Annotated in this window: 19 protein-coding genes; 16 read left to right on the top strand and 3 right to left on the bottom strand. The window is 71.9% G+C overall.

Annotated features, from left to right (window positions below; all coding sequences use genetic code 11):
• Positions 1-28 precede the first annotated feature (28 nt).
• The 3 genes from ACY1JF_RS24015 to ACY1JF_RS24025 form a co-directional block, all read right to left on the bottom strand.
• The gene (locus ACY1JF_RS24015; protein ID WP_462707303.1) at positions 29-1387 is read right to left on the bottom strand and encodes a DUF58 domain-containing protein; all 1359 of its coding nucleotides are present in this window, start codon (positions 1385-1387) and stop codon (positions 29-31) included.
• Positions 1387-2409 (bottom strand): AAA family ATPase, encoded by a 1023-nt coding sequence (locus tag ACY1JF_RS24020; RefSeq protein ID WP_462707304.1) that lies wholly within the window; start codon positions 2407-2409, stop codon positions 1387-1389. Before ACY1JF_RS24020 ends, ACY1JF_RS24015 begins: the two co-directional genes overlap by 1 nt.
• 209 nt (positions 2410-2618) lie before the next feature.
• Complete coding sequence (locus ACY1JF_RS24025; protein WP_462707305.1) at positions 2619-3158, bottom strand: beta-class carbonic anhydrase; 540 nt, start codon at positions 3156-3158, stop codon at positions 2619-2621.
• A 446-nt stretch (positions 3159-3604) separates the two neighbouring features.
• Here ACY1JF_RS24025 and rsmH point away from each other — a divergent pair, with 446 nt between their 5' ends.
• From rsmH to ACY1JF_RS24105, 16 genes are all read left to right on the top strand, one after another.
• Positions 3605-4561: a 16S rRNA (cytosine(1402)-N(4))-methyltransferase RsmH gene (gene rsmH, locus ACY1JF_RS24030; protein WP_462707306.1), complete on the top strand. Its 957-nt coding sequence runs from the start codon at positions 3605-3607 to the stop codon at positions 4559-4561.
• Between the two features lie 64 nt (positions 4562-4625).
• Positions 4626-5069 (top strand): cell division protein FtsL, encoded by a 444-nt coding sequence (gene ftsL, locus ACY1JF_RS24035; protein WP_462707307.1) that lies wholly within the window; start codon positions 4626-4628, stop codon positions 5067-5069.
• Entirely contained in the window at positions 5066-7042 is a 1977-nt protein-coding gene (locus ACY1JF_RS24040) for a peptidoglycan D,D-transpeptidase FtsI family protein (protein ID WP_462707308.1), read from the top strand. Before ftsL ends, ACY1JF_RS24040 begins: the two co-directional genes overlap by 4 nt.
• 175 nt (positions 7043-7217) lie before the next feature.
• Entirely contained in the window at positions 7218-8846 is a 1629-nt protein-coding gene (locus ACY1JF_RS24045) for a UDP-N-acetylmuramoyl-L-alanyl-D-glutamate--2,6-diaminopimelate ligase (protein ID WP_462707366.1), read from the top strand.
• 28 nt (positions 8847-8874) lie between these two features.
• Positions 8875-10296: a UDP-N-acetylmuramoyl-tripeptide--D-alanyl-D-alanine ligase gene (locus tag ACY1JF_RS24050; protein WP_462707309.1), complete on the top strand. Its 1422-nt coding sequence runs from the start codon at positions 8875-8877 to the stop codon at positions 10294-10296.
• Positions 10296-11387: a phospho-N-acetylmuramoyl-pentapeptide-transferase gene (mraY, locus tag ACY1JF_RS24055; RefSeq protein ID WP_462707367.1), complete on the top strand. Its 1092-nt coding sequence runs from the start codon at positions 10296-10298 to the stop codon at positions 11385-11387. The genes ACY1JF_RS24050 and mraY overlap by 1 nt, the downstream gene beginning before the upstream one ends.
• Before the next feature lie 8 nt (positions 11388-11395).
• Positions 11396-12802, top strand: coding sequence for a UDP-N-acetylmuramoyl-L-alanine--D-glutamate ligase (gene murD, locus ACY1JF_RS24060; RefSeq protein ID WP_462707368.1), 1407 nt, complete (start codon positions 11396-11398; stop codon positions 12800-12802).
• Positions 12803-12876: 74 nt separating this feature from the next.
• Positions 12877-14247: a putative lipid II flippase FtsW gene (gene ftsW / locus ACY1JF_RS24065; protein ID WP_462707310.1), complete on the top strand. Its 1371-nt coding sequence runs from the start codon at positions 12877-12879 to the stop codon at positions 14245-14247.
• Between the two features lie 6 nt (positions 14248-14253).
• Positions 14254-15351 carry an undecaprenyldiphospho-muramoylpentapeptide beta-N-acetylglucosaminyltransferase gene (gene murG / locus ACY1JF_RS24070; RefSeq protein WP_462707311.1) on the top strand — a complete coding sequence of 366 codons (1098 nt, stop codon included), beginning with the start codon at positions 14254-14256 and terminating at the stop codon, positions 15349-15351.
• 25 nt (positions 15352-15376) lie between these two features.
• The gene (locus ACY1JF_RS24075; RefSeq protein ID WP_462707312.1) at positions 15377-16171 is read left to right on the top strand and encodes a cell division protein FtsQ/DivIB; all 795 of its coding nucleotides are present in this window, start codon (positions 15377-15379) and stop codon (positions 16169-16171) included.
• 287 nt (positions 16172-16458) lie between these two features.
• Positions 16459-17664: a cell division protein FtsZ gene (ftsZ, locus tag ACY1JF_RS24080; RefSeq protein WP_462707313.1), complete on the top strand. Its 1206-nt coding sequence runs from the start codon at positions 16459-16461 to the stop codon at positions 17662-17664.
• Positions 17661-18389 carry a peptidoglycan editing factor PgeF gene (pgeF, locus tag ACY1JF_RS24085; RefSeq protein WP_462707314.1) on the top strand — a complete coding sequence of 243 codons (729 nt, stop codon included), beginning with the start codon at positions 17661-17663 and terminating at the stop codon, positions 18387-18389. Before ftsZ ends, pgeF begins: the two co-directional genes overlap by 4 nt.
• A gap of 6 nt (positions 18390-18395) precedes the next feature.
• A complete protein-coding gene (locus ACY1JF_RS24090; RefSeq protein ID WP_462707315.1) occupies positions 18396-19115 on the top strand; it encodes a YggS family pyridoxal phosphate-dependent enzyme in 720 nt (239 codons plus the stop codon).
• 129 nt (positions 19116-19244) lie between these two features.
• Positions 19245-19886, top strand: a complete 642-nt coding sequence (locus ACY1JF_RS24095; protein ID WP_462707316.1) for a cell division protein SepF — start codon at positions 19245-19247, stop codon at positions 19884-19886.
• 46 nt (positions 19887-19932) lie between these two features.
• Positions 19933-20217 carry a YggT family protein gene (locus tag ACY1JF_RS24100; RefSeq protein ID WP_007448661.1) on the top strand — a complete coding sequence of 95 codons (285 nt, stop codon included), beginning with the start codon at positions 19933-19935 and terminating at the stop codon, positions 20215-20217.
• Positions 20218-20272: 55 nt separating this feature from the next.
• Positions 20273-21505 carry a DivIVA domain-containing protein gene (locus ACY1JF_RS24105; protein WP_462707317.1) on the top strand — a complete coding sequence of 411 codons (1233 nt, stop codon included), beginning with the start codon at positions 20273-20275 and terminating at the stop codon, positions 21503-21505.
• The last annotated feature ends 19 nt before the right edge of the window (positions 21506-21524 follow it).

A 21524-nucleotide genomic window follows, 5' to 3' on the forward strand; every position in this document is an offset into this window, starting at 1 on the left:
ACCGGCGCGACCCGCGTCCGCCCGTTCCTCACAAGCCCTCCCCGCCGCTCGCCGGCGTGAGGCCGGAGCGTTCCTGTTCCGCCCGGCGCCACCGTTCCTCCAGCGACGCCCCGCGTTCCACACTCACGGCCGTCCAGCCGGACTCGCGCAGCATCCGCAGCCGCTCCTCGTGGTGGCCCGAGGGGCCGGGGGCGTCCGCCGGCTCCCGCAGCCAGGCGTCGCTGTCCAGGACGAAGGCGAGGGCCCCGCCGCGCCGGCCCATCTTGGCGGCGACCGCCGCCTGCTCCTCGTCCAGGTCGCCGAAGAACGCCACCAGCAGCCCCTCGTTGCCGCCGCGCAGCAGGTCGTAGGCCCGGGACAGGCCCGTTTCGTCGGAGTGGTCGATCACCGCGAGGGTGTCCATCATCAGCCCGGCCGCGTCCGCCGTCTCCTGGGTGACGCCCGCTGGACCGTCGGCGCCCTCGCCCGGCACCGAACGGCCGGTGTCCGTCAGCAGCCGCACGGAGAAGCCCCGTTCCACCATGTGCACCAGGACCGACGCCGCGCCCGACACCGCCCACTCGAAGGCCGAGTCGGGCCCGGCCCCCTCGTAGGCGACGCCCCGGGTGTCCAGCAGGACCGTGCAGCGGGCCCGCTGCGGCTGTTCCTCGCGGCGCACCATCAGCTCGCCGTAGCGGGCGGTGGAGCGCCAGTGCACGCGGCGCAGGTCGTCGCCGTAGCGGTACCCGCGCGGGATCACGTCGTCCTCGCCCGCCAGGGCCGGTGAGCGCTGCCGCCCGTCGCCGTACCCCTTGGCCTGACCGCCCAGGCGTACCGGGGGCAGCGGTTCCACGCACGGGGTCACGGTGAGGGTCTCCCGCGCCGTGAAGGACCGGGTCAGCTCGCACATGCCGAACGGGTCGGTCAGGCGGAGCTGGAGCGGGCCCAGGGGGTAGCGGCCGCGCAGGTCGGAACGGACCCGGTAGGAGACCTCCCGGTGGCCGCCCGCCTCGACGCGGTCGAGCACGAAGCGGGGGCGGGGGCCGAGCACGTAGGGCACGCGGTCCTGGAGCATCAGCAGGCCGGTGGGCAGCCGCGAGACGTTCTCCACGCGCAGGTGGACCCGGGCCTCGCCGGTGGCCGGTACGCGCGTGGGGGAGAGGCGGCGGCTGCCCGCGACCCGGTACCGCGTGCGGTACAGCACCGTCGCGCACACCAGCGGCAGCACCGCGAGGAGCAGCCCGACCCGGAGCAGATCGCTCTGCCCGAGGACGTACGCGCAGATCGCCGCGGCCACGCCGGCGGCCAGGAAGGAACGGCCGCGGGTGGTCAGACCGGCCAGCGCGGTCCGCAGGCCGCCCCCGTCCCCCCGCTCGCCCTCCGCCCGGTCCGTCCCCCCGGCGGTCATCACAGGCTCCGCGGCGGACGCCGGCCGTACGCCGGTCCGTAGCCGCTCGGCGCCCGGCCGTCGGAGGGCACCGGGGTGCGCTGCAGGATCTCCCGCACCACCTGCTCGGACGTACGGCGGTTGAGCTGGGCCTGGGCGGTGGGCAGCAGCCGGTGCGCCAGCACGGCGACGGCGAGCGCCTGCACGTCGTCCGGCAGCGCGTACTCCCGGCCGCCGAGGGCGGCGGTCGCCTTCGCCGCGCGCAGCAGGTGCAGGGTGGCGCGCGGCGAGGCGCCGAGTCTGAGGTCGGGGTGGCTGCGGGTGGCGGCGACCAGGTCCACGGCGTACCGCCGCACCGGCTCGGCGACGTGGACGCCGCGGACCGCCTCGATCAGCTTCAGGATCTCGTGCGCGTGCGCCACCGGCTGGAGGTCGTCCAGCGGGTTCGGCCCGCCGTGCACGTCGAGCATCCGCAACTCGGCCTCGGCGCTGGGGTAGCCGATGGAGACCCGGGCCATGAAGCGGTCGCGCTGGGCCTCGGGGAGCGGGTAGGTGCCCTCCATCTCCACCGGGTTCTGCGTGGCCACCACCATGAAGGGGGCGGGCAGTTCGTAGGTGCTGCCGTCGATGGTGACCTGCCGCTCCTCCATCGACTCCAGCAGCGCGGACTGGGTCTTGGGCGAGGCGCGGTTGATCTCGTCGCCGATCACCACCTGGGCGAAGATGGCGCCCGGCTTGAACTCGAAGTCCCGGCGCTGCTGGTCCCAGATGGACACCCCGGTGATGTCGGACGGCAGCAGGTCGGGCGTGAACTGGATGCGCCGCACCGAGCAGTCGACGGACCGGGCCAGCGCCTTGGCCAGCATGGTCTTGCCGACCCCCGGGACGTCCTCGATCAGCAGATGTCCCTCGGCGAGCAGCACGGTCAGGGAGAGCCGGACGACCTCGGGCTTGCCCTCGATCACGCTCTCCACCGACTCGCGCACCCGCTCGACCACAGCGGTCAGGTCAGTGAGACTCGCTCGGTCGTCATAGGTGGTCACCCGGTCCTCCTCGGCCTTTCCCCTTGCCCCCGTAGGAGCCCCCGGACCACGGACACCCCGCGGAAGGGGCCCCGCGCGGCACCGCTCCCCGCATTCTTGCTGCCGTTACCGATTCGTGTCACTCGCCTGTGGACAACTGCCCGCGATATGTCTGACCTTGTGGTCCTTCGGGCGTCCTGTCGGTTCGCTGTCGCCGGGGAGGGGCCGGGTCAGGCGGGGTCGATCTCCCGCAGCCGACCGGTCCGCACGTCGAATACAAAACCGCGTACGTCGTCGGTGTGCGCCAGGAACGGGGAGGTGCGCACCCGCTGGATCGACTGCCGCACGTCCTGGTCGACGTCCCGGAACGACTCCACCGCCCAGACCGGGCGCTGGCCGACCTCCGTCTCCAGCTCGGTGCGGAATTCCTCGGTGAGGGTCTCCATGCCGCAGCCGGTGTGGTGGATGAGGACCACGCTGCGGGTGCCCAGCTTGCGCTGGCTGACGGTCAGGGAGCGGATCACGTCGTCGGTGACCACACCGCCCGCGTTGCGGATGGTGTGGCAGTCGCCGAGGTTCAGCCCGAGCGCGGCGTGCAGGTCGAGCCGGGCGTCCATGCAGGCCACGACCGCCACGCGCAGGACGGGACGGGCGTCCATCCCGGGATCGGTGAAGTCGGCGGCGTAGCGCGCGTTCGCCTCGACGAGACGGTCGGTGACGGTGCCGGGAGCGGCGTCGGAACCTGCGGGAACGGATGCAGAAGTCGTCATATCCCTGACGTTACTGGTCACCCGCCCGCCCGGCCCGCTGTGAAGAGGGACAAAGAACACCAGGGAGCTTTGGTGTGAGTTAACCCACAGGAGTGGTGACCTCACCTCCGTACGGGTGAAGTGTCCCTGTTTCCCGCTTCCTCCGCCCCCGGGCCCGCGACGCGCAGGCCCGTTGATTGACCGGGAGACAGGGTGGACTAAAGTGGCGCGAAGCGGGAGGCGAGGCTCTCCCCGCTGGACTGAAACCCCGGAGACCTGGGCGCGCGGTGCCCGTTCTCCCCACGTGCGCGGCGCGTACGTACGGCTCGGCCCCCTCCCGCTCCCGGCCGGCTGACGCTTCCGGCGCCGGCCGGCCCCCCCGGCACCGGGGGTCCCCCGCCCCGCCGGGAGCGGACGGGGACCCGGCGGTGCGTGACGCCGCGCCGGATCCGAGAGGCCGACCCCCCTTGAGCCAGAGTCGACACGTCCCGGTGATGCTCCAGCGGTGCCTGGACCTGCTGGCGCCCGCCCTGGCGGAACCGGGGGCGGTGGTCGTCGACTGCACCCTCGGCCTCGGCGGGCACAGCGAGGCCCTGCTGGAGCGCTTCCCCGGGGTCCGGCTCGTCGCCCTGGACCGCGACAAGGAGGCCCTGCGCCTGTCCGGCGAGCGGCTCGCCCCCCACGGCGAGCGCGTCACCCTGGTGCACGCCGTCTACGACGAGCTGCCCGACGTGCTCGACCGGCTCGGCGTCCCCCGCGTCCAGGGTGTCCTGTTCGACCTCGGCGTCTCCTCCATGCAGCTCGACGAGGCCGGCCGCGGCTTCGCCTACGCGCAGGACGCCCCGCTGGACATGCGCATGGACCAGACCACCGGGATGAGCGCCGCCGAGGTCCTCAACACCTACCCGCCGGGCGAACTCGTCCGCATCCTGCGCGCCTACGGCGAGGAGAAGCAGGCCAAGCGGATCGTCTCCGCGATCGTCCGGGAACGGGAGAAGGAGCCGTTCACCAACAGCGCCCGGCTCGTGGAGCTGATCCGCGACGCGCTGCCGCAGGCCGCCAAGCGCACCGGCGGCAACCCGGCCAAGCGCACCTTCCAGGCGCTGCGCATCGAGGTCAACGGCGAGCTGTCGGTCCTGGAGCGGGCGATCCCGGCCGCCGTGGAGGCCCTCGCCGTCGGCGGACGGATCGCCGTGCTGTCGTACCACTCGCTGGAGGACCGGCTGGTCAAGCAGGTCCTGGCGGCGGGCGCGGCCAACACGGCCCCGCCGGGGCTGCCGGTGGTCCCCGAGCGGTACGCGCCCCGGCTCAAGCTGCTCACCCGCGGTGCCGAACTTCCCACCGAGGAGGAGATCGCCGAGAACCGGCGGGCGGCCCCGGCGCGGCTGCGCGGCGCGGAGCGGATCAGGGAGTCCACCGAGTGAACCGGGTCAGGGCCGAGCGGCGGGGACGGTGCGGGCGCGGCCCGGGCCGGGGAGGGGAGGGGCTGTGAAAGGCGCACCGGAACTGAGGGGCAGGGCCGCCCGGCTCACCCGGCTCCTCCCGGACGGCGGCGGGGGAGGGCAGGCCGCGCGCACGCCGTTCGTCGTCCTGGTCGTCCTCCTCCTCGGCGGCGGCCTCATCGGGCTGCTGATGCTGAACTCCGCGCTGAGCGAGGGGTCGTTCCAGCTCGACGACCTGGAGCAGCAGACCAAGGAGCTCACCGACGAGGAGCAGGCCCTCCAGCGGGACGTCGACGCCTACTCCGCGCCCCAGGCCCTCCAGCGCCGGGCCCGTGAGCTGGGCATGGTGCCCGGCGGCGACCCGGCCTTCCTCGCCCCCGACGGCACGGTCAAGGGCTCCCCGAGCCCCGCCTCGGGGGCGACGCCCCTGGTCCTCGCCCCCGAGGCGTTCACCCAGCCCACCCCGACGACCCCGACCCCCGGCAGGTGACGGAAGTGCCCGACGACTTCGGCAGGCGACCGACGCGCCGCCGGGTACCAGGCCCCGCCCGGCCCGCCCGCCCCGGCGGCACGCGGCAGACCGGCCCCGGCGCCCGTCCGGCCCGCCGCCCGGCCCCGCCCCGCGGCCCCGCCCCGCGGACCATCCGGCTCGGCAGCCCCCGTCCCCGGCTGCGCCTGGTCGGGTTCGCCCTGGCCCTGGTGCTGATCGCCTTCGTCGTACGCCTGCTCCAGGTGCAGGCCGTCGACGCCGGCACGTACACCGCCAAGGCCGAGCTGAACCGGTACGTCGTCCACACCCTGGCCGCCGCGCGCGGCGGCATCACCGACCGCAACGGCGTGGCCCTGGCGACCACCGTGGACGCCTACGACATCACCGCCGACCCCACGATGTTCACCCGTGAGCAGCTCGGGGTCGACGACGGGCCCGAGCAGGCGGCGGCCCTGCTCGCCCCGATCCTCGGCGAGGACCAGGACGAGCTGGCGAAGGCCCTGCGCCCGGACAACAAGCAGTTGCGCTACGTCCGCCTGGCCCGCGCCCGCACCCCGCAGGAGTGGAACCAGATCCAGGACCTGAAGACCGCCCTGGCCAAGAAGGCGGAGACGGACGGCTCCGCCGTCAACGTCCTCGCCGGCGTCTTCGCCGACCCCAGCAGCAAGCGGATCTACCCCAACGGCGACCTCGCCGCCGGGGTGATCGGCTGGGTCAACTCCGAGGGCGAGGGCAGCGGCGGCCTCGAACGCCAGCTCGACAAGGTGCTGGCCGGCCAGGACGGCGAGATCCGCTACGCCCAGTCCGGCGGCCACCAGGTCCCCACCGTCGGCCACAACGAGACGCCCGCCGTGCCCGGCAGCGACGTCGAGCTGACCATAGACCGCGACATCCAGTGGGCGGCGCAGGACGCCATCACCGAGCAGGTGGAGGAGTCCAAGGCCGACGGCGGCTACGTCATCGTCCAGGACACCCGCACCGGCGAGATCCTCGCCATGGCCAACTCGCCCGGCTTCGACCCGGGCGACCTGGCCCACGCCGACCCCGACGCGCTCGGCAACGGCGCCCTCCAGGACGCCTTCGAGCCCGGCTCCACCGCCAAGGTGATGTCGATGGCCGCCGTGCTGGAGGAGGGCGTCGCCACCGCCGGCACCCACGTCACCGTCCCCAACCGGCTGCACCGCGGGGACCGGCTCTTCAAGGACGACATCGACCACCCCACCTGGTACCTCACGCTCAACGGCGTGCTCGCCAAGTCCAGCAACATCGGCACCATCCTGGCCACCGGCGAACTCGGCGAGACCCAGGAGGAGGCCAACCGGGTCCTCTACTCCTACCTGCGCAAGTTCGGCCTCGGCGGCTACAGCGGCCTCGGCTTCCCCGGCGAGACCAAGGGCATCCTCGCCGAGCCCGGCCAGTGGTCCACCTCGCAGCAGTACACGATCCCTTTCGGCCAGGGCGTGTCCGTCAACGCGCTCCAGGCGGCCTCCGTCTACTCCACGATCGCCAACGGCGGCGTACGGATCGAACCGACGCTGGTGAAGGGGACGAAGGACGCCGAGGGCGGGTACACACCCGCCGAGAAGCCGAAGAAGACGCGGGTGATCAGTGAGAAGACCGCGAAGACCCTGTCACAGATGCTGGAGTCGGTCGTCGACGACGAGGAGGGCACCGGCACCAAGGCCCGCATCCCCGGCTACCGGGTGGCGGGCAAGACCGGTACGGCCAACCGAGTGGATCCGGCCACCGGCCAGTACAAGGGGTACACCTCGTCCTTCGCCGGGTTCGCGCCCGCCGACGAGCCCCGGGTCACCGTCTACTGCGCCATCCAGAACGCCACCGAGGGCAGCTACTTCGGCGGCCAGATCTGCGGCCCCGTCTACAAGCAGGTCATGGAGTTCGCCCTGAAGACCCTCCAGGTCCCGCCGACCGGCACCGACCCCGCGAACCTCCCGGTCACCTTCACACCCTGACCCGTTTCCGACGCAGTACCGAGCCACCAGGAACCACCCCGTGACAACGATCACCCCCGATCCCGGGAACCAGAACCGCCCCCGCCCCTCACTTCGCGGGCAGGCGGGTGCGCCCGGTACGCTCACCGCCGTGCCACAGCCTGATCAGTCCCAAACCACCCAGAAGGGCCACCCCGTGACCTACCCGGGACCGCCCCGGCCGGTGCGAGTCCCCGCCACACCCCTCGCGGAACTCGCCGGCCAGCTGGGTGTCACCGCCCCGGAGGGCGACGCCGCGGTCACGGGCATCACCCACGACTCGCGTGCCGTCCGCCCCGGTGACCTGTACGCCGCCCTGCCCGGCGCCCGTGCCCACGGCGCCGACTTCGCCGCCCAGGCCGCCGGCCTGGGCGCCGCCGCCGTGCTGACCGACCCGGCCGGTGCCGGGCGCGCCGCCGCCACCGGACTGCCGGTGCTGGTGGTCGAGGACCCGCGCGCGGAGATGGGCGAGCTGGCCGCGACGATCTACGGCCGGCCCGGCCGCGACCTGCTCCAGATCGGCATCACCGGCACCTCCGGCAAGACCACCACCGCCTACCTGGTCGAGGGCGGCCTGCGCACGGCGCGCTCCACCGGCCTGATCGGCACGGTCGAGATGCGCATCGGCGACGAGCGCATCAAGTCCGAGCGGACCACCCCCGAGGCCACCGACCTCCAGGCGCTCTTCGCGGTGATGCGCGAGCGCGGCACCGAGGCGGTCGCCATGGAGGTCTCCAGCCACGCCCTGGTGCTCGGCCGGGTCGACGGCTGCGTCTTCGACGTCGCCGTCTTCACCAACCTCAGCCCGGAGCACATGGAGTTCCACCGGGACATGGAGGACTACTTCCAGGCCAAGGCGCGGCTCTTCACCCCGGAGCGCAGCCGGCTGGGCGTGGTCAACGCCGACGACGAGTACGGCCGCCGCCTCGCCCGCGAGGCCACCGTCCCGGTCGTCACCTACTCGGCCGAGGGGCACCCCGACGCCGACTGGCGGGCCGAGGAGGTGAAGGTCGGGCCGCTGGACTCGACGTTCACCGCGGTCGGCCCCCAGGGGGAGCGGATCACCGCCCGCTCGCCGCTGGCCGGCCCGTTCAACGTGGCCAACACCCTCGCCGCGATCGTCGCGCTCGCCGTCGCCGGCCTCGACCCCCAGGACGCGGCCGACGGGGTCGCGGCGGTGCCGGGGGTGCCGGGCCGCCTGGAGCGGGTGGACGCCGGGCAGCCGTACCTCGCGGTGGTCGACTACGCGCACAAGACCGACGCGGTCGAGTCGGTCCTCAAGGCGCTGCGCAAGGTCACCGAGGGCAGGCTGCACGTCGTCCTCGGCTGCGGCGGCGACCGGGACACCACCAAGCGGATGCCGATGGGCGCCGCCGCCGCCCGGCACGCCGACACTGCCGTACTGACCTCCGACAACCCCCGCTCCGAGGACCCGCTCGCGATCCTCGCCACCATGCTCCAGGGCGCCGCCTCGGTGCCCGCCCACGAGCGCGGCGAGGTGCAGGTCTTCGAGGACCGGGCCGCCGCCGTCGCCGCCGCCGTCGCCCGGGCCGAGCCCGGCGACACGGTGCTGGTCGCGGGCAAGGGCCACGAGCAGGGGCAGGACATCGCCGGGGTGGTGCGTCCCTTCGACGACCGGCAGGTGCTTCGCGCGGCCATCCAGGAGAACCAGGCCCTCCGGCGGGACCGGGCCGCCCGGGAGGACCAGCCCCTCCGGCAGCCCCAGGCCTCCCGGCAGCCCCAGGCCCCCCAGCAGACCCAGGCCATCCAGAAGACCCAGGGATGAAATCCCGCATGATCCAGGGGATGTACTTGTGATCGCCCTCTCTCTCGCCGAGATCACAGAAGTCGTCGGCGGGCAGATGCACGACATACCGGATCCGTCGGCCGAGGTCACCGGACCGGTCGTCCGGGACTCCCGCGAGGCGGGACCCGGCAGCCTCTTCGTCGCCTTCGTCGGCGAACGAGCGGACGGCCACGACTTCGCGCCGGCGGTCGTGGAGGCGGGAGCGGTGGCCGTGCTCGGCTCCCGGCCCGTCGGCGTGCCCGCGATCGTCGTGGACGACGTCCAGGCCGCCCTCGGCGCCCTCGCCCGCCACGTCGTACGGCGCCTGGGGGCCACCCTGGTGGCGCTCACCGGCTCGGCGGGCAAGACCAGCACCAAGGACCTCATCGCGCAGGTGATCGGGCGCAAGGCGCCGACGGTGTTCACGCCGGGCTCGTTCAACAACGAGATCGGGCTGCCGCTGACCGCCCTGACCGCCACCGAGGAGACCCGTTTCCTCGTCCTGGAGATGGGTGCCCGCGGCATCGGCCACATCCGGTACCTCACCGGCCTGACCCCGCCGAAGATCGGCCTCGTCCTCAACGTCGGTTCCGCGCACATCGGCGAGTTCGGCGGCCGGGAGCAGATCGCGCAGGCCAAGGGCGAACTCGTGGAGTCGCTTCCGGAGGACGGCGCCGCGGTCCTCAACGCCGACGACCCCTACGTACGGGCCATGGCCGCCCGAACGAAGGCGAAGGTGATCCTTTTCGGAGAGTCCGGCGAAGCGGACGTTCGCGCCGAGAACGTGCGACTAACGGACACCGGACAGCCCGCGTTCAGGCTTCACACACCCTCCGGTGCAAGCGATGTGACGATGCGCCTGTACGGTGAGCATCACGTGTCGAACGCGCTCGCCGCGGCCGCCGTCGCCCACGAGCTGGGCATGTCCGCAGACGAGATCGCCACCGCGCTCTCCGAGGCGGGCTCCCTCTCCCGCTGGCGGATGGAGGTCACCGAGCGCCCGGACGGCGTGACGGTCGTCAACGACGCCTACAACGCGAACCCCGAGTCCATGAAGGCCGCGCTGCGCGCGCTGGTCGCGATGGGCAAAGCCGCACAGGCGAAGGGGGGCCGTACGTGGGCGGTGCTCGGCAAGATGGCCGAGCTCGGGGACGAGGCGCTCGCCGAGCACGACGCGGTCGGACGGCTCGCCGTCCGGCTCAACGTCAGCAAGCTCGTCGCGGTCGGGGGCAGGGAAGCCCGCTGGCTGCAACTGGGCGCATACAACGAGGGTTCGTGGGGTGAGGAGTCGGTGCACGTGTCCGACGCACAGGCGGCGATCGACCTGTTGCGCAGCGAGTTGCGCCCGGGGGACGTCGTGCTCGTGAAGGCGTCCCGTTCGGTGGGTCTGGAGAGGGTCGCCACGGCGCTCCTGGAGGCCGGCGCCGAGGGTGAGGTCGCTGCCCGATGATGAAGCAGATCCTGTTCGCGGGAGTCATCGGTCTCTTCCTGACACTGGTCGGCACCCCGTTGCTGATCAAGCTCCTCGCCCGCAAGGGCTACGGCCAGTACATCCGTGACGACGGTCCGCGCGAGCACGCCAGCAAGCGCGGTACGCCGACGATGGGCGGTATCGCCTTCATCCTGGCGACGGTCGCCGCGTACTTCCTGGCCAAGGTCATCACCAGCTACCTGGACCCGCAGGCGGACGCGGCGCCGACCTTCTCGGGCCTGCTGGTGCTCGGCCTGATGGTCGGCATGGGCCTGGTCGGCTTCCTGGACGACTACATCAAGATCGTCAAGCGGCGTTCGCTGGGTCTGCGGGCCAAGGCGAAGATGGCCGGCCAGCTGATCGTCGGCATCGCCTTCGCGGTGCTCTCGCTGCAGTTCGCGGACAACCGCGGCAACACCCCGGCCTCCACCAAGCTGTCGTTCATCAGCGACTTCGGCTGGACCATCGGCCCGGTGCTGTTCGTGGTCTGGGCGCTGTTCATGATCCTGGCGATGTCCAACGGCGTGAACCTGACCGACGGTCTGGACGGTCTGGCCACCGGCGCCTCCGTCCTGGTCTTCGGCGCCTACACGTTCATCGGCGTCTGGCAGTTCCAGGAGTCCTGCGCCAACGCCACGACGCTGACCAACCCGGGCGCCTGCTACGAGGTGCGCGACCCGCTCGACCTGGCGGTGGTGGCCTCCGCGCTGATGGGCGCCTGCCTGGGCTTCCTGTGGTGGAACACCTCGCCGGCCAAGATCTTCATGGGCGACACCGGTTCGCTCGCGCTCGGCGGTGTGCTGGCGGGGCTGGCGATCTGTTCCCGCACCGAACTGCTGATGGCCATCCTCGGCGGCCTGTTCGTCCTGATCACCATGTCGGTGGTCATCCAGGTCGGCTCGTTCAAGATGACCGGCAAGCGGGTCTTCCGGATGGCGCCGCTGCAGCACCACTTCGAACTCAAGGGCTGGTCCGAGGTCCTGGTCGTGGTCCGTTTCTGGATCATCCAGGGCATCTGTGTGATGGTCGGACTGGGCCTCTTCTACGCGGGATGGGCAGCGGACAAGTGACCGACTCGGTGTTCTCGGACTTTCAGGGCAAGCACGTCACCGTCGCCGGACTCGGCGTCTCCGGAGTACCGGCGGCCAAGGTCCTGCACGGCCTCGGCGCGCGCGTCACCGTCGTCAACGACGGCGCGGACGAGCGCGCGCGGGCGCAGGCGGCCGAACTGGAGGCGCTCGGCGTCACCGTGCGCCTCGGCGACGGCGACTCCCTGCCCGAGGGCACCGACCTGATCGTCACCGCCCCCGGCTGGAAGCCCGCCAAGCCGCTGTTCGCGGCGGCCGAGGCGGCCGGCGTCCCGGTCTGGGGCGACGTCGAACTGGCCTGGCGGCTGCGGGGCGAGAACGCCGCCCCGTGGCTCGCGGTCACCGGCACCAACGGCAAGACCACCACCGTCCGGATGCTCGCCTCGATCCTGACGGCGGCGGGCCTGCGCACCGCCGCAGTCGGCAACATCGGCGTCTCCCTGCTGGAGGCGGTCACCGGTGAGGAGGAGTACGACGTCCTGGCCGTGGAGCTGTCCAGCTACCAGCTCCACTGGGCGCCCTCGCTGCGCGCCCACTCGGCCGCCGTCCTCAACCTCGCCCCCGACCACCTCGACTGGCACGGCTCCATGGCGGCGTACGCCGCCGACAAGGGCCGCGTCTACGAGGGCAACCGGATCGCCTGCGTCTACAACGCCGCAGACAAGGCCACCGAGGACCTGGTCCGCGAGGCCGACGTCGAGGAGGGCTGCCGGGCCGTCGGCTTCACCCTGGGCACCCCGGCGCCCTCCCAGCTCGGCGTCGTCGACGGCATCCTGGTGGACCGCGCCTTCGTGGCGGACCGGCAGAAGAACGCCCAGGAACTGGCCGAGGTCACCGACGTGAACCCGCCGGCCCCGCACAACATCGCCAACGCGCTGGCCGCCGCCGCCCTCGCCCGCGCCTACGGGGTGCCCGCGGCGGCCGTCCGGGACGGGCTGCGCGCCTTCACCCCGGACGCCCACCGCATCGCGCACGTCGCCGACGTGGACCAGGTGGCCTACGTGGACGACTCCAAGGCGACCAACACCCATGCCGCCGAGGCGTCCTTGGCGGCGTACGAGTCGGTCGTGTGGATCGCCGGCGGGCTGGCCAAGGGCGCCACCTTCGACGAACTGGTCACGGGGGCGGCGAAGCGGCTGCGCGGCGTGGTGCTGATCGGCGCCGACCGCGCGCTGATCCGCGAAGCTCTCGCGCGACACGCCCCCCAGGTCCCGGTCGTCGACCTCGACCGGACCGACACTGGGGCGATGCTCGCGGCCGTCCGGGAGGCGCGGCGGCTCGCCCGGCCGGGCGACACGGTGCTGCTGGCCCCGGCCTGCGCTTCCATGGACATGTTCACCAACTACAACAAGCGCGGTGACGCGTTCGCACAGGCCGTTCGCGAACTCGGCGCCTGACCCGGCCTGCCGCGCCGGGTGACCACGGGAGGGACACGTGGGACGGTCCAGGCCGACGTACAGCGGAGGCTGCGATGCCCGTTAGTCCCGGCAGCCGTACCGGACGGCCGCCCGCACAGCGGACCGCCGGACGGCCCGCCCCCCGGCGCACGACGCCCGAGAACCCGTTCCTGCGCCTGTACAGCCGGCTGCAACGGGCCTGGGACCGGCCGCTGACCGCCTACTACCTGATCGCGGGCGGCAGCGCGCTGATCACCGTGCTCGGTCTGGTGATGGTCTACTCGGCCTCCCAGATCACCGCGCTCCAGCTCTCGCTGCCGGGCTCGTACTTCTTCCGCAAGCAGTTCCTGGCGGCGGCGATCGGCACCGCGCTGCTGTTCGCCGCCATGCGGATGCCGGTCAAGCTGCACCGGGCGCTGGCCTACCCGATCCTGGCGGGCGCGGTCTTCCTGATGGCGTTGGTGCAGGTGCCGGGGGTGGGGATGTCGGTCAACGGCAACCAGAACTGGATCTCCGTCGGCGGCCCCTTCCAGCTCCAGCCCAGCGAGTTCGGCAAGCTCGCCCTGGTGCTGTGGGGCGCCGACCTGCTCGCCCGCAAACAGGACAAGCGGCTGCTGACCCAGTGGAAGCACATGCTGGTGCCGCTGGTGCCGGTCGCCTTCCTCCTCCTCGGGCTGATCATGCTCGGGGGCGACATGGGCACCGCGATCATCCTGACCGCCATCGCCTTCGGGCTGCTGTGGCTGGCGGGGGCGCCCACCCGGATGTTCGCGGGCGTGCTCTCGGTCGCCGGGCTGCTCGGTGTGATCCTCATCCAGACCAACCCCAACCGGCTCGACCGCTTCGCCTGCATCGGCGCCACCGAGATGACCCCGGAAGGGGCCTGCTGGCAGGCCGTGCACGGCATCTACGCCCTGGCCTCCGGCGGACTGTTCGGTTCCGGACTCGGTGCCAGCGTGGAGAAATGGGGTCAACTCCCCGAAGCGCACACCGACTTCATCTTCGCCGTCACCGGTGAGGAACTGGGCCTGGCGGGGACACTGTCGGTGCTCGCCCTCTTCGCGGCTCTAGGCTATGCGGGTATCCGCGTGGCCGGACGCACGGAGGACCCCTTCGTCAGGTATGCCGCGGGAGGCGTGACCACCTGGATCACGGCCCAGGCCGTGATCAACATCGGCGCGGTCCTGGGACTGCTGCCGATCGCCGGCGTCCCGCTCCCGCTGTTCTCCTACGGGGGTTCCGCGCTGCTGCCGACCATGTTCGCCATCGGGCTGCTGATCGCCTTCGCGCGTGACGAGCCCGCTGCGCGGGCGGCGCTTGCGATGCGGCAACCTCGCTTTGGTAGAAAGCGGGGGACCGGGGGCACCGGGTCCAAGCGGAGGCCCCGGAGTTGGAACACGATGCGACGGCGTGCCTCGGCGGCACGCTCGTCCGGAGAGCGGTGAATTTCGGTGCATGTCGTACTCGCCGGCGGAGGAACCGCGGGCCACATCGAGCCCGCGCTCGCCCTCGCGGACGCCCTGCGCAGGCAGGACCCGACCGTGGGCATCACGGCCCTGGGCACGGAGCGCGGCCTGGAGACCCGTCTCGTACCCGAACGCGGGTACGAACTGGCGCTGATCCCGGCCGTACCGCTGCCGCGCAAGCCCACCCCCGAGCTGATCACCGTCCCGGGCCGGCTGCGCGGCACCATCAAGGCGACCGAGCAGATCCTGGAGCGCACCAAGGCCGACGCGGTGGTCGGCTTCGGCGGCTACGTCGCCCTGCCCGGCTACCTCGCGGCCAAGCGCCTCGGCGTGCCGATCGTCGTCCACGAGGCCAACGCCCGCCCCGGCCTGGCCAACAAGATCGGCTCCCGGTACGCCGCCCAGGTCGCCGTCTCCACCCCGGACAGCAAGCTGCGCAACTCCCGCTACATCGGCATCCCGCTGCGCCGCTCGGTGGCCACCCTGGACCGGGCCGCCGCCCGCCCCGAGGCCCGCGCCCTGTTCGGGCTCGACCCCAACCTGCCGACGCTGCTGGTCTCCGGCGGTTCACAGGGCGCCCGCCGCCTCAACGAGGTGGTCCAGCAGGTCGCGCCCTGGCTCCAGCAGGCCGGCATCCAGATCCTGCACGCGGTCGGCCCGAAGAACGAACTGCCGCAGGTGCACCAGATGCCGGGTATGCCGCCGTACATCCCGGTAAGTTATCTGGACCGGATGGACCTCGCGTACGCCGCGGCCGACATGATGCTCTGCCGCGCGGGCGCGATGACCGTCGCCGAACTCTCCGCCGTCGGGCTCCCGGCCGCCTACGTCCCGCTGCCCATCGGCAACGGCGAACAGCGGCTCAACGCCCAGCCGGTGGTCAAGGCCGGCGGCGGGCTGCTGGTCGACGACGCGGAACTCACCCCCGAGTGGGTCCAGCAGAACGTGCTGCCCGTGCTCGCCGACCCGCACCGGCTGTACGAGATGTCCCGTGCCGCCGCCGAGTTCGGCCGCCGGGACGCCGACGACCTGCTCGTCGGCATGGTGTACGAGGCGATCAGCGCCCACCGCGCACAGCACTAGCCGCATCCGACGGAGGGCAGGAAGCGTGGCCGGAGCGACCACCGCAGAACGCGGCGTGGACCGGCGGGAGCCGTCCGGCCCGCCCCGCGTCCGGCGCTTCAGGCGCCCCCGTCTCCGTACGGTCGTCATCCTGGCCGTCCTCCTCGTGACACTGGGCGGGGCGGCCGGCTGGCTGCTCTACGGGTCCTCCTGGTTCCGGGTGGCGGAGGTCTCGGTCTCCGGGACCGGGGTCCTGACCCCCGGGCAGGTGCGCGAGATCGCCGACGTCCCGGTCGGGGATCCGCTCATTTCCGTCGACATCGAGGCCATCGAAGCCCGTTTGGCAGAGAAATTGCCCCGAATTGACGTGATTGAGGCGGACCGTTCCTGGCCTGACGGAATCGACCTAAAAGTGACAGAGCGCACCCCGGTTCTGTTGGTGCAAAACGGCGGCAAGTATGTGGAAGTGGACGACGACGGCGTCCGATTCGCCACGATTTCCCGCGCGCCCAAGGGTGTTCCCCTGCTGGAATTGGCGGTCTCCCGTTCGGGGTCGTCCGCCGCGAGTCTTCGCCGCTTCGGCGAGGACCGGCTGGTGCGGGAGGCGGTCCGGGTCGTCGGCCGCCTGCCGGACCCGGTCGCGCGCGACACCCGGCTGGTCAAGGCGGGTTCCTTCGACGACATCTCGCTGGAGTTGACCGGCGGGCGGACCGTCGCGTGGGGGAGCGGTGAAAAGGGCGCTGACAAGGCGCGCGCGCTCACCGCGCTGATGAAAGCCGCGCCCGGTGCGCGGCACTTCGACGTAAGTGCTCCCACCGCCCCGGCATCCTCAGGGAGTTGACGGGCATCGACGCAGGCCAGCACCCTGGTTGGGCAGCGCTATGGCTGATCACATAGGGTGAAAAGAAAAACGGGAGGTTCGGCGTGTTCGTTGAACGCACGCCGCTTGTCGACTTAGTGTCCTGTTCGGAAGACTCCAGGGAACAGACATACTGGTAACCCTAAACTTCAGGGTCAGGGTTCGGGTCGGCGCTACGGACCGTCCCATTCGGCATCAGTCGTCGGGTCGCGGGGCAGCAGTGCTCCAGCGGCTCGACGACACGTAACTCGAGGCGAGAGGCCTTCGACGTGGCAGCACCGCAGAACTACCTCGCAGTCATCAAAGTCATCGGTGTCGGCGGCGGTGGTGTCAATGCCATCAACCGGATGATCGAGGTCGGTCTCAAGGGCGTCGAGTTCATCGCCATCAACACCGACGCGCAAGCTCTGTTGATGAGCGACGCCGACGTCAAGCTGGACGTCGGCCGCGAACTCACCCGCGGACTCGGCGCCGGAGCCAACCCGGCCGTCGGCCGCAAGGCCGCCGAGGATCACCGCGAGGAGATCGAGGAGGTCCTCAAGGGGGCCGACATGGTCTTCGTGACAGCCGGCGAGGGCGGTGGCACCGGCACCGGCGGCGCGCCCGTGGTGGCGAACATCGCCCGCTCGCTGGGTGCCCTCACCATCGGCGTGGTCACCCGCCCGTTCACCTTCGAGGGACGGCGCCGGGCCAACCAGGCCGAGGACGGCATCGCCGAACTGCGCGAAGAGGTCGACACCCTCATCGTCATCCCCAACGACCGGCTGCTGTCCATCTCGGACCGCCAGGTCAGCGTGCTGGACGCGTTCAAGTCCGCCGACCAGGTGCTGCTCTCCGGTGTGCAGGGCATCACCGACCTCATCACCACGCCCGGTCTGATCAACCTGGACTTCGCCGACGTCAAGTCGGTCATGTCCGAGGCCGGTTCGGCCCTGATGGGCATCGGCTCGGCCCGCGGCGACGACCGCGCGGTGGCCGCCGCCGAGATGGCGATCTCCTCGCCGCTCCTGGAGGCGTCCATCGACGGCGCCCGGGGCGTGCTGCTCTCCATCTCCGGTGGTTCCGACCTCGGCCTGTTCGAGATCAACGAGGCCGCCCAGCTGGTCAGCGAGGCCGCCCACCCCGAGGCCAACATCATCTTCGGCGCCGTCATCGACGACGCCCTCGGCGACGAGGTCCGGGTCACGGTCATCGCGGCCGGCTTCGACGGGGGCCAGCCGCCCGCCAAGCGGGACAACGTCCTCGGCTCGTCCTCCGCCAAGCGCGAGGAGCAGCCCGCCCCGCCGGTCCGGCAGCCCGAGAGCCGCCCGTCCTTCGGCTCGCTCGGCAGCGTCAAGCCGAAGGAGGAGCCGGAACCGGTCGCGCCGGAGCCGGTCAGCGACCTGCCGCCGGTCGCCCCGCCGCCGGTCCCGCCGTCCCGGACCTACTCGGACAGCGCGGCCGAGGAACTGGACGTGCCGGACTTCTTGAAGTGACAGGACAGCGCGACACCGCGAGCGGCGCGCACTTCGCCTTCACCGACCGGTGGGGCGGGGTGAGCGCCGTTCCGTACGAGGAGCTCAACCTCGGCGGCGCGGTCGGTGACGACCCCGACGCCGTGCGGACCAACCGGGAGAGGGCGGCCGGGGCACTGGGCCTGGACGCGGACCGGGTGGTCTGGATGAACCAGGTGCACGGGGCGGACGTCGAGGTGGTCGACGCGCCCCGGGGCGCCCGGCCGGCACCGGAGACCGACGCGATCGTCACCGCCGAGCGGGGGCTCGCCCTCGCCGTGCTCACCGCCGACTGCGTACCCGTCCTGCTCGCCGACCCCGTCGCGGGGGTCGTCGCCGCCGCCCACGCCGGCCGGCCCGGCATGGTCGCGGGGGTCGTCCCCGCCGCCGTACGCGCCATGACCGGACTCGGTGCCGACCCCGCCCGGATCGTCGCCCGCACCGGCCCCTCCGTCTGCGGCCGGTGCTACGAGGTGCCCGAGACGATGCGCGCCGAGGTGGCCGCCGTCGAACCGGCGGCGTACGCCGTGACGAGCTGGGGCACGCCGGCGGTCGACGTGGCCGCTGGGGTGCACGCCCAGCTCGAACGGCTCGGGGTGCGCGACCGGGCGCGTTCGCCGGTGTGCACGCTGGAGTCGAAGGACCACTTCTCGTACCGGCGCGACCGCACCACCGGGCGGCTCGCCGGCTATGTCTGGCTGGACTGATGGGGCATGACGGAACGTAAGGACGAACTCGCCGCCAATCTGGCGAAGGTGGAGGAGCGCATCGCCGCCGCGTGCGCCGCCGCCGGCCGGGCCCGCGAGGAGGTGACCCTGATCGTGGTCACCAAGACCTATCCGGCGAGCGATGTGCGCGCCCTGGCGGAGCTGGGGGTGCGGCACGTCGCCGAGAACCGGGACCAGGACGCGGCGCCCAAGGCCGCCGCGTGCGCGGATCTGCCGCTCACCTGGCACTTCGTAGGCCAGCTGCAGACCAACAAGGTACGATCCGTGGTCGGTTACGCGGATCTCGTGCAGTCCGTCGACCGCTCCCGGCTCGTCACCGCCCTGTCCAAGGAAGCGGTACGGGCCGGGCGCGAGCTCGGCTGCCTCGTCCAGGTCGCCTTCGACGCGGGGGCGCACGGTCGGGGCGAGCGGGGCGGCGTGGCACCCGACCGGATCGAGGAACTGGCCGGCCTCGTCGCCTCGTCGCCCGGGCTCCGGTTCGACGGGCTGATGACGGTGGCCCCCCTGACCGGGGAGTACGCGGGGCGTCAACAGGCCGTGTTCGAGCGTCTCGTGGATGTGGCGACCGGCCTGCGCCGCGCCCATCCGGCTGCGAACATGGTCTCGGCAGGGATGAGCGCGGACCTCGAACAGGCCGTGGCGGCCGGAGCGACACATGTGCGCGTCGGCACCGCGGTACTCGGTGTCCGTCCCAGGCTCGGGTAACGTCGCCAAGAAGTCGGACCACAGCAGAAAATATGGTCATTACCGCCGAAAGGTGGAAACAACGACCTCGTGGATCGCGGGCAGTTGGCAGTCGTCAGCCGATCCACCACAGAGCGGAGGACTCAGAGCATGGCCGGCGCGATGCGCAAGATGGCGGTCTACCTCGGCCTCGTGGAGGACGATGGGTACGACGGCCGGGGTTTCGACCCCGACGACGACTTCGAACCTGAACTCGACCCGGAACCCGAACGGGATCACCGCAGGCATGAACCGGCGCATCAGGGGCATGGTTCGCATCAGTCACAAAGGGACGAAGAGGTACGAGTCGTACAGCCGCCCGCGCCCCGCGAACCGGTGGCCCGGCCTGCTTCGCCACCCGCGGAATCCGGGCGACCCGCCCGGATCGCGCCCGTGGCATCCATCACACAAGAACGCGCGAGCCTGGAAAAGAGCGCACCGGTCATCATGCCCAAGGTCGTCTCCGAACGAGAGCCCTACCGGATCACCACGCTTCACCCACGGACCTACAACGAAGCCCGTACCATCGGGGAACACTTCCGTGAGGGCACTCCGGTGATCATGAATCTCACGGAGATGGACGACACGGACGCGAAGCGACTTGTCGACTTTGCCGCTGGTCTGGTCTTCGGTCTTCACGGCAGTATCGAGCGGGTGACGCAGAAGGTGTTCCTGCTGTCTCCTGCTAACGTCGATGTCACGGCGGAGGACAAGGCCCGCATCGCAGAGGGCGGGTTCTTCAACCAGAGCTGAGACGTAACACCGGTGAGTCGGGTCAGGGGAGAGGGAAGCAAGGGTCGTGAGCGTGGTCCTGGATGTCGTCTACATCGCGCTGATGTGCTTCCTCATCGTGCTGATCTTCCGGTTGGTCATGGACTACGTCTTCCAGTTCGCCCGCTCGTGGCAACCCGGCAAGGCGATGGTGGTCGTACTGGAGGCCACCTACACTGTCACCGATCCACCGCTGAAGCTTCTGCGGCGGTTCATTCCGCCGCTGCGTCTCGGGGGCGTGGCGCTCGACCTGTCCTTCTTCGTACTGATGATCATCGTCTACATCCTGATCTCGATCGTGAGCCGGCTGTGAGCGATGAGAGAGATACGGGCTTGCCGAATGCCGACGACTACGTTGAGGTGAAGAGATGCCGTTGACCCCCGAGGACGTGCGGAACAAGCAGTTCACGACCGTCCGCCTCCGAGAAGGCTATGACGAGGACGAGGTCGATGCCTTCCTCGACGAGGTCGAAGCCGAGCTGACCCGTCTGCTCCGCGAGAACGAGGACCTGCGCGCCAAGCTGGCCGCGGCCACGCGCGCGGCCGCGCAGAACCAGCAGAACATGCGCAAGCCCCCCGAGCAGCCGCAGGACGGGCAGCAGGGCGGTGGCGGCGGAGGCATGCACCAGCAGGGCGGGATGCCCCAGCAGGGTGGAATGCCGCAGCAGGGTGGAATGCCGCAGCAGGGCGGGATGCCCCAGCAGGGCATGCGCGGTCCGGGCGCTCCGGTGCCCGCTGGCATATCGGGCCCGCCGCAGCAGCAGATGGGTGGCCCCATGGGCGGTCCGCCCCAGCTGCCGAGCGGCGCCCCGCAGCTGCCCGCCGGTCCCGGCGGTCAGGGCGGCCCGCAGGGTCCCGGTCCGATGGGCCAGGGTCCGGGGCCGATGGGTCAGGGCCCGGGTCCGATGCAGGGCCAGATGGGTCCCGGCCCGATGGGCGGCCCCATGGGCGGCCCGCAGGGTCCCGGCGGCCCCGGCATGCCCGGCCAGGGCGGCCCTGGTGGCGACAGCGCCGCGCGCGTTCTGTCGCTGGCCCAGCAGACCGCCGACCAGGCGATCGCCGAGGCCCGTTCCGAAGCCAACAAGATCGTCGGCGAGGCGCGTTCGCGTGCCGAGGGCCTGGAGCGGGACGCCCGCGCCAAGGCCGACGCCCTGGAGCGGGACGCGCAGGAGAAGCACCGCGTCGCGATGGGCTCCCTGGAGTCCGCCCGCGCCACGCTGGAGCGCAAGGTCGAGGATCTGCGCGGTTTCGAGCGCGAGTACCGCACGCGGCTGAAGTCCTACCTGGAGTCCCAGCTGCGTCAGCTGGAGACCCAGGCCGACGACTCGCTGGCACCGCCGCGGACGCCCGCCGCGGCCTCGCTGCCGCCGTCCCCGGCGCCCTCGATGGCCCCGGCCGGTGCGAGCGCGCCGTCCTACGGCGGCAACCAGTCCATGGGCAGCGGGCCGGGCGCGTCGTCCGGACCGTCGTACGGCGGTCAGCAGCAGATGTCGCCGGCGATGACCCAGCCGATGGCGCCGGTGCGGCCGCAGGGACCGTCGCCGATGGGACAGGCGCCCTCGCCGATGCGCGGGTTCCTCATCGACGAGGACGACAACTGAGCGGTGTTGAACGGTAGTA

The sequence above is a fragment of the Streptomyces sp. SYSU D01066-1 genome (genome assembly GCF_054956795.1).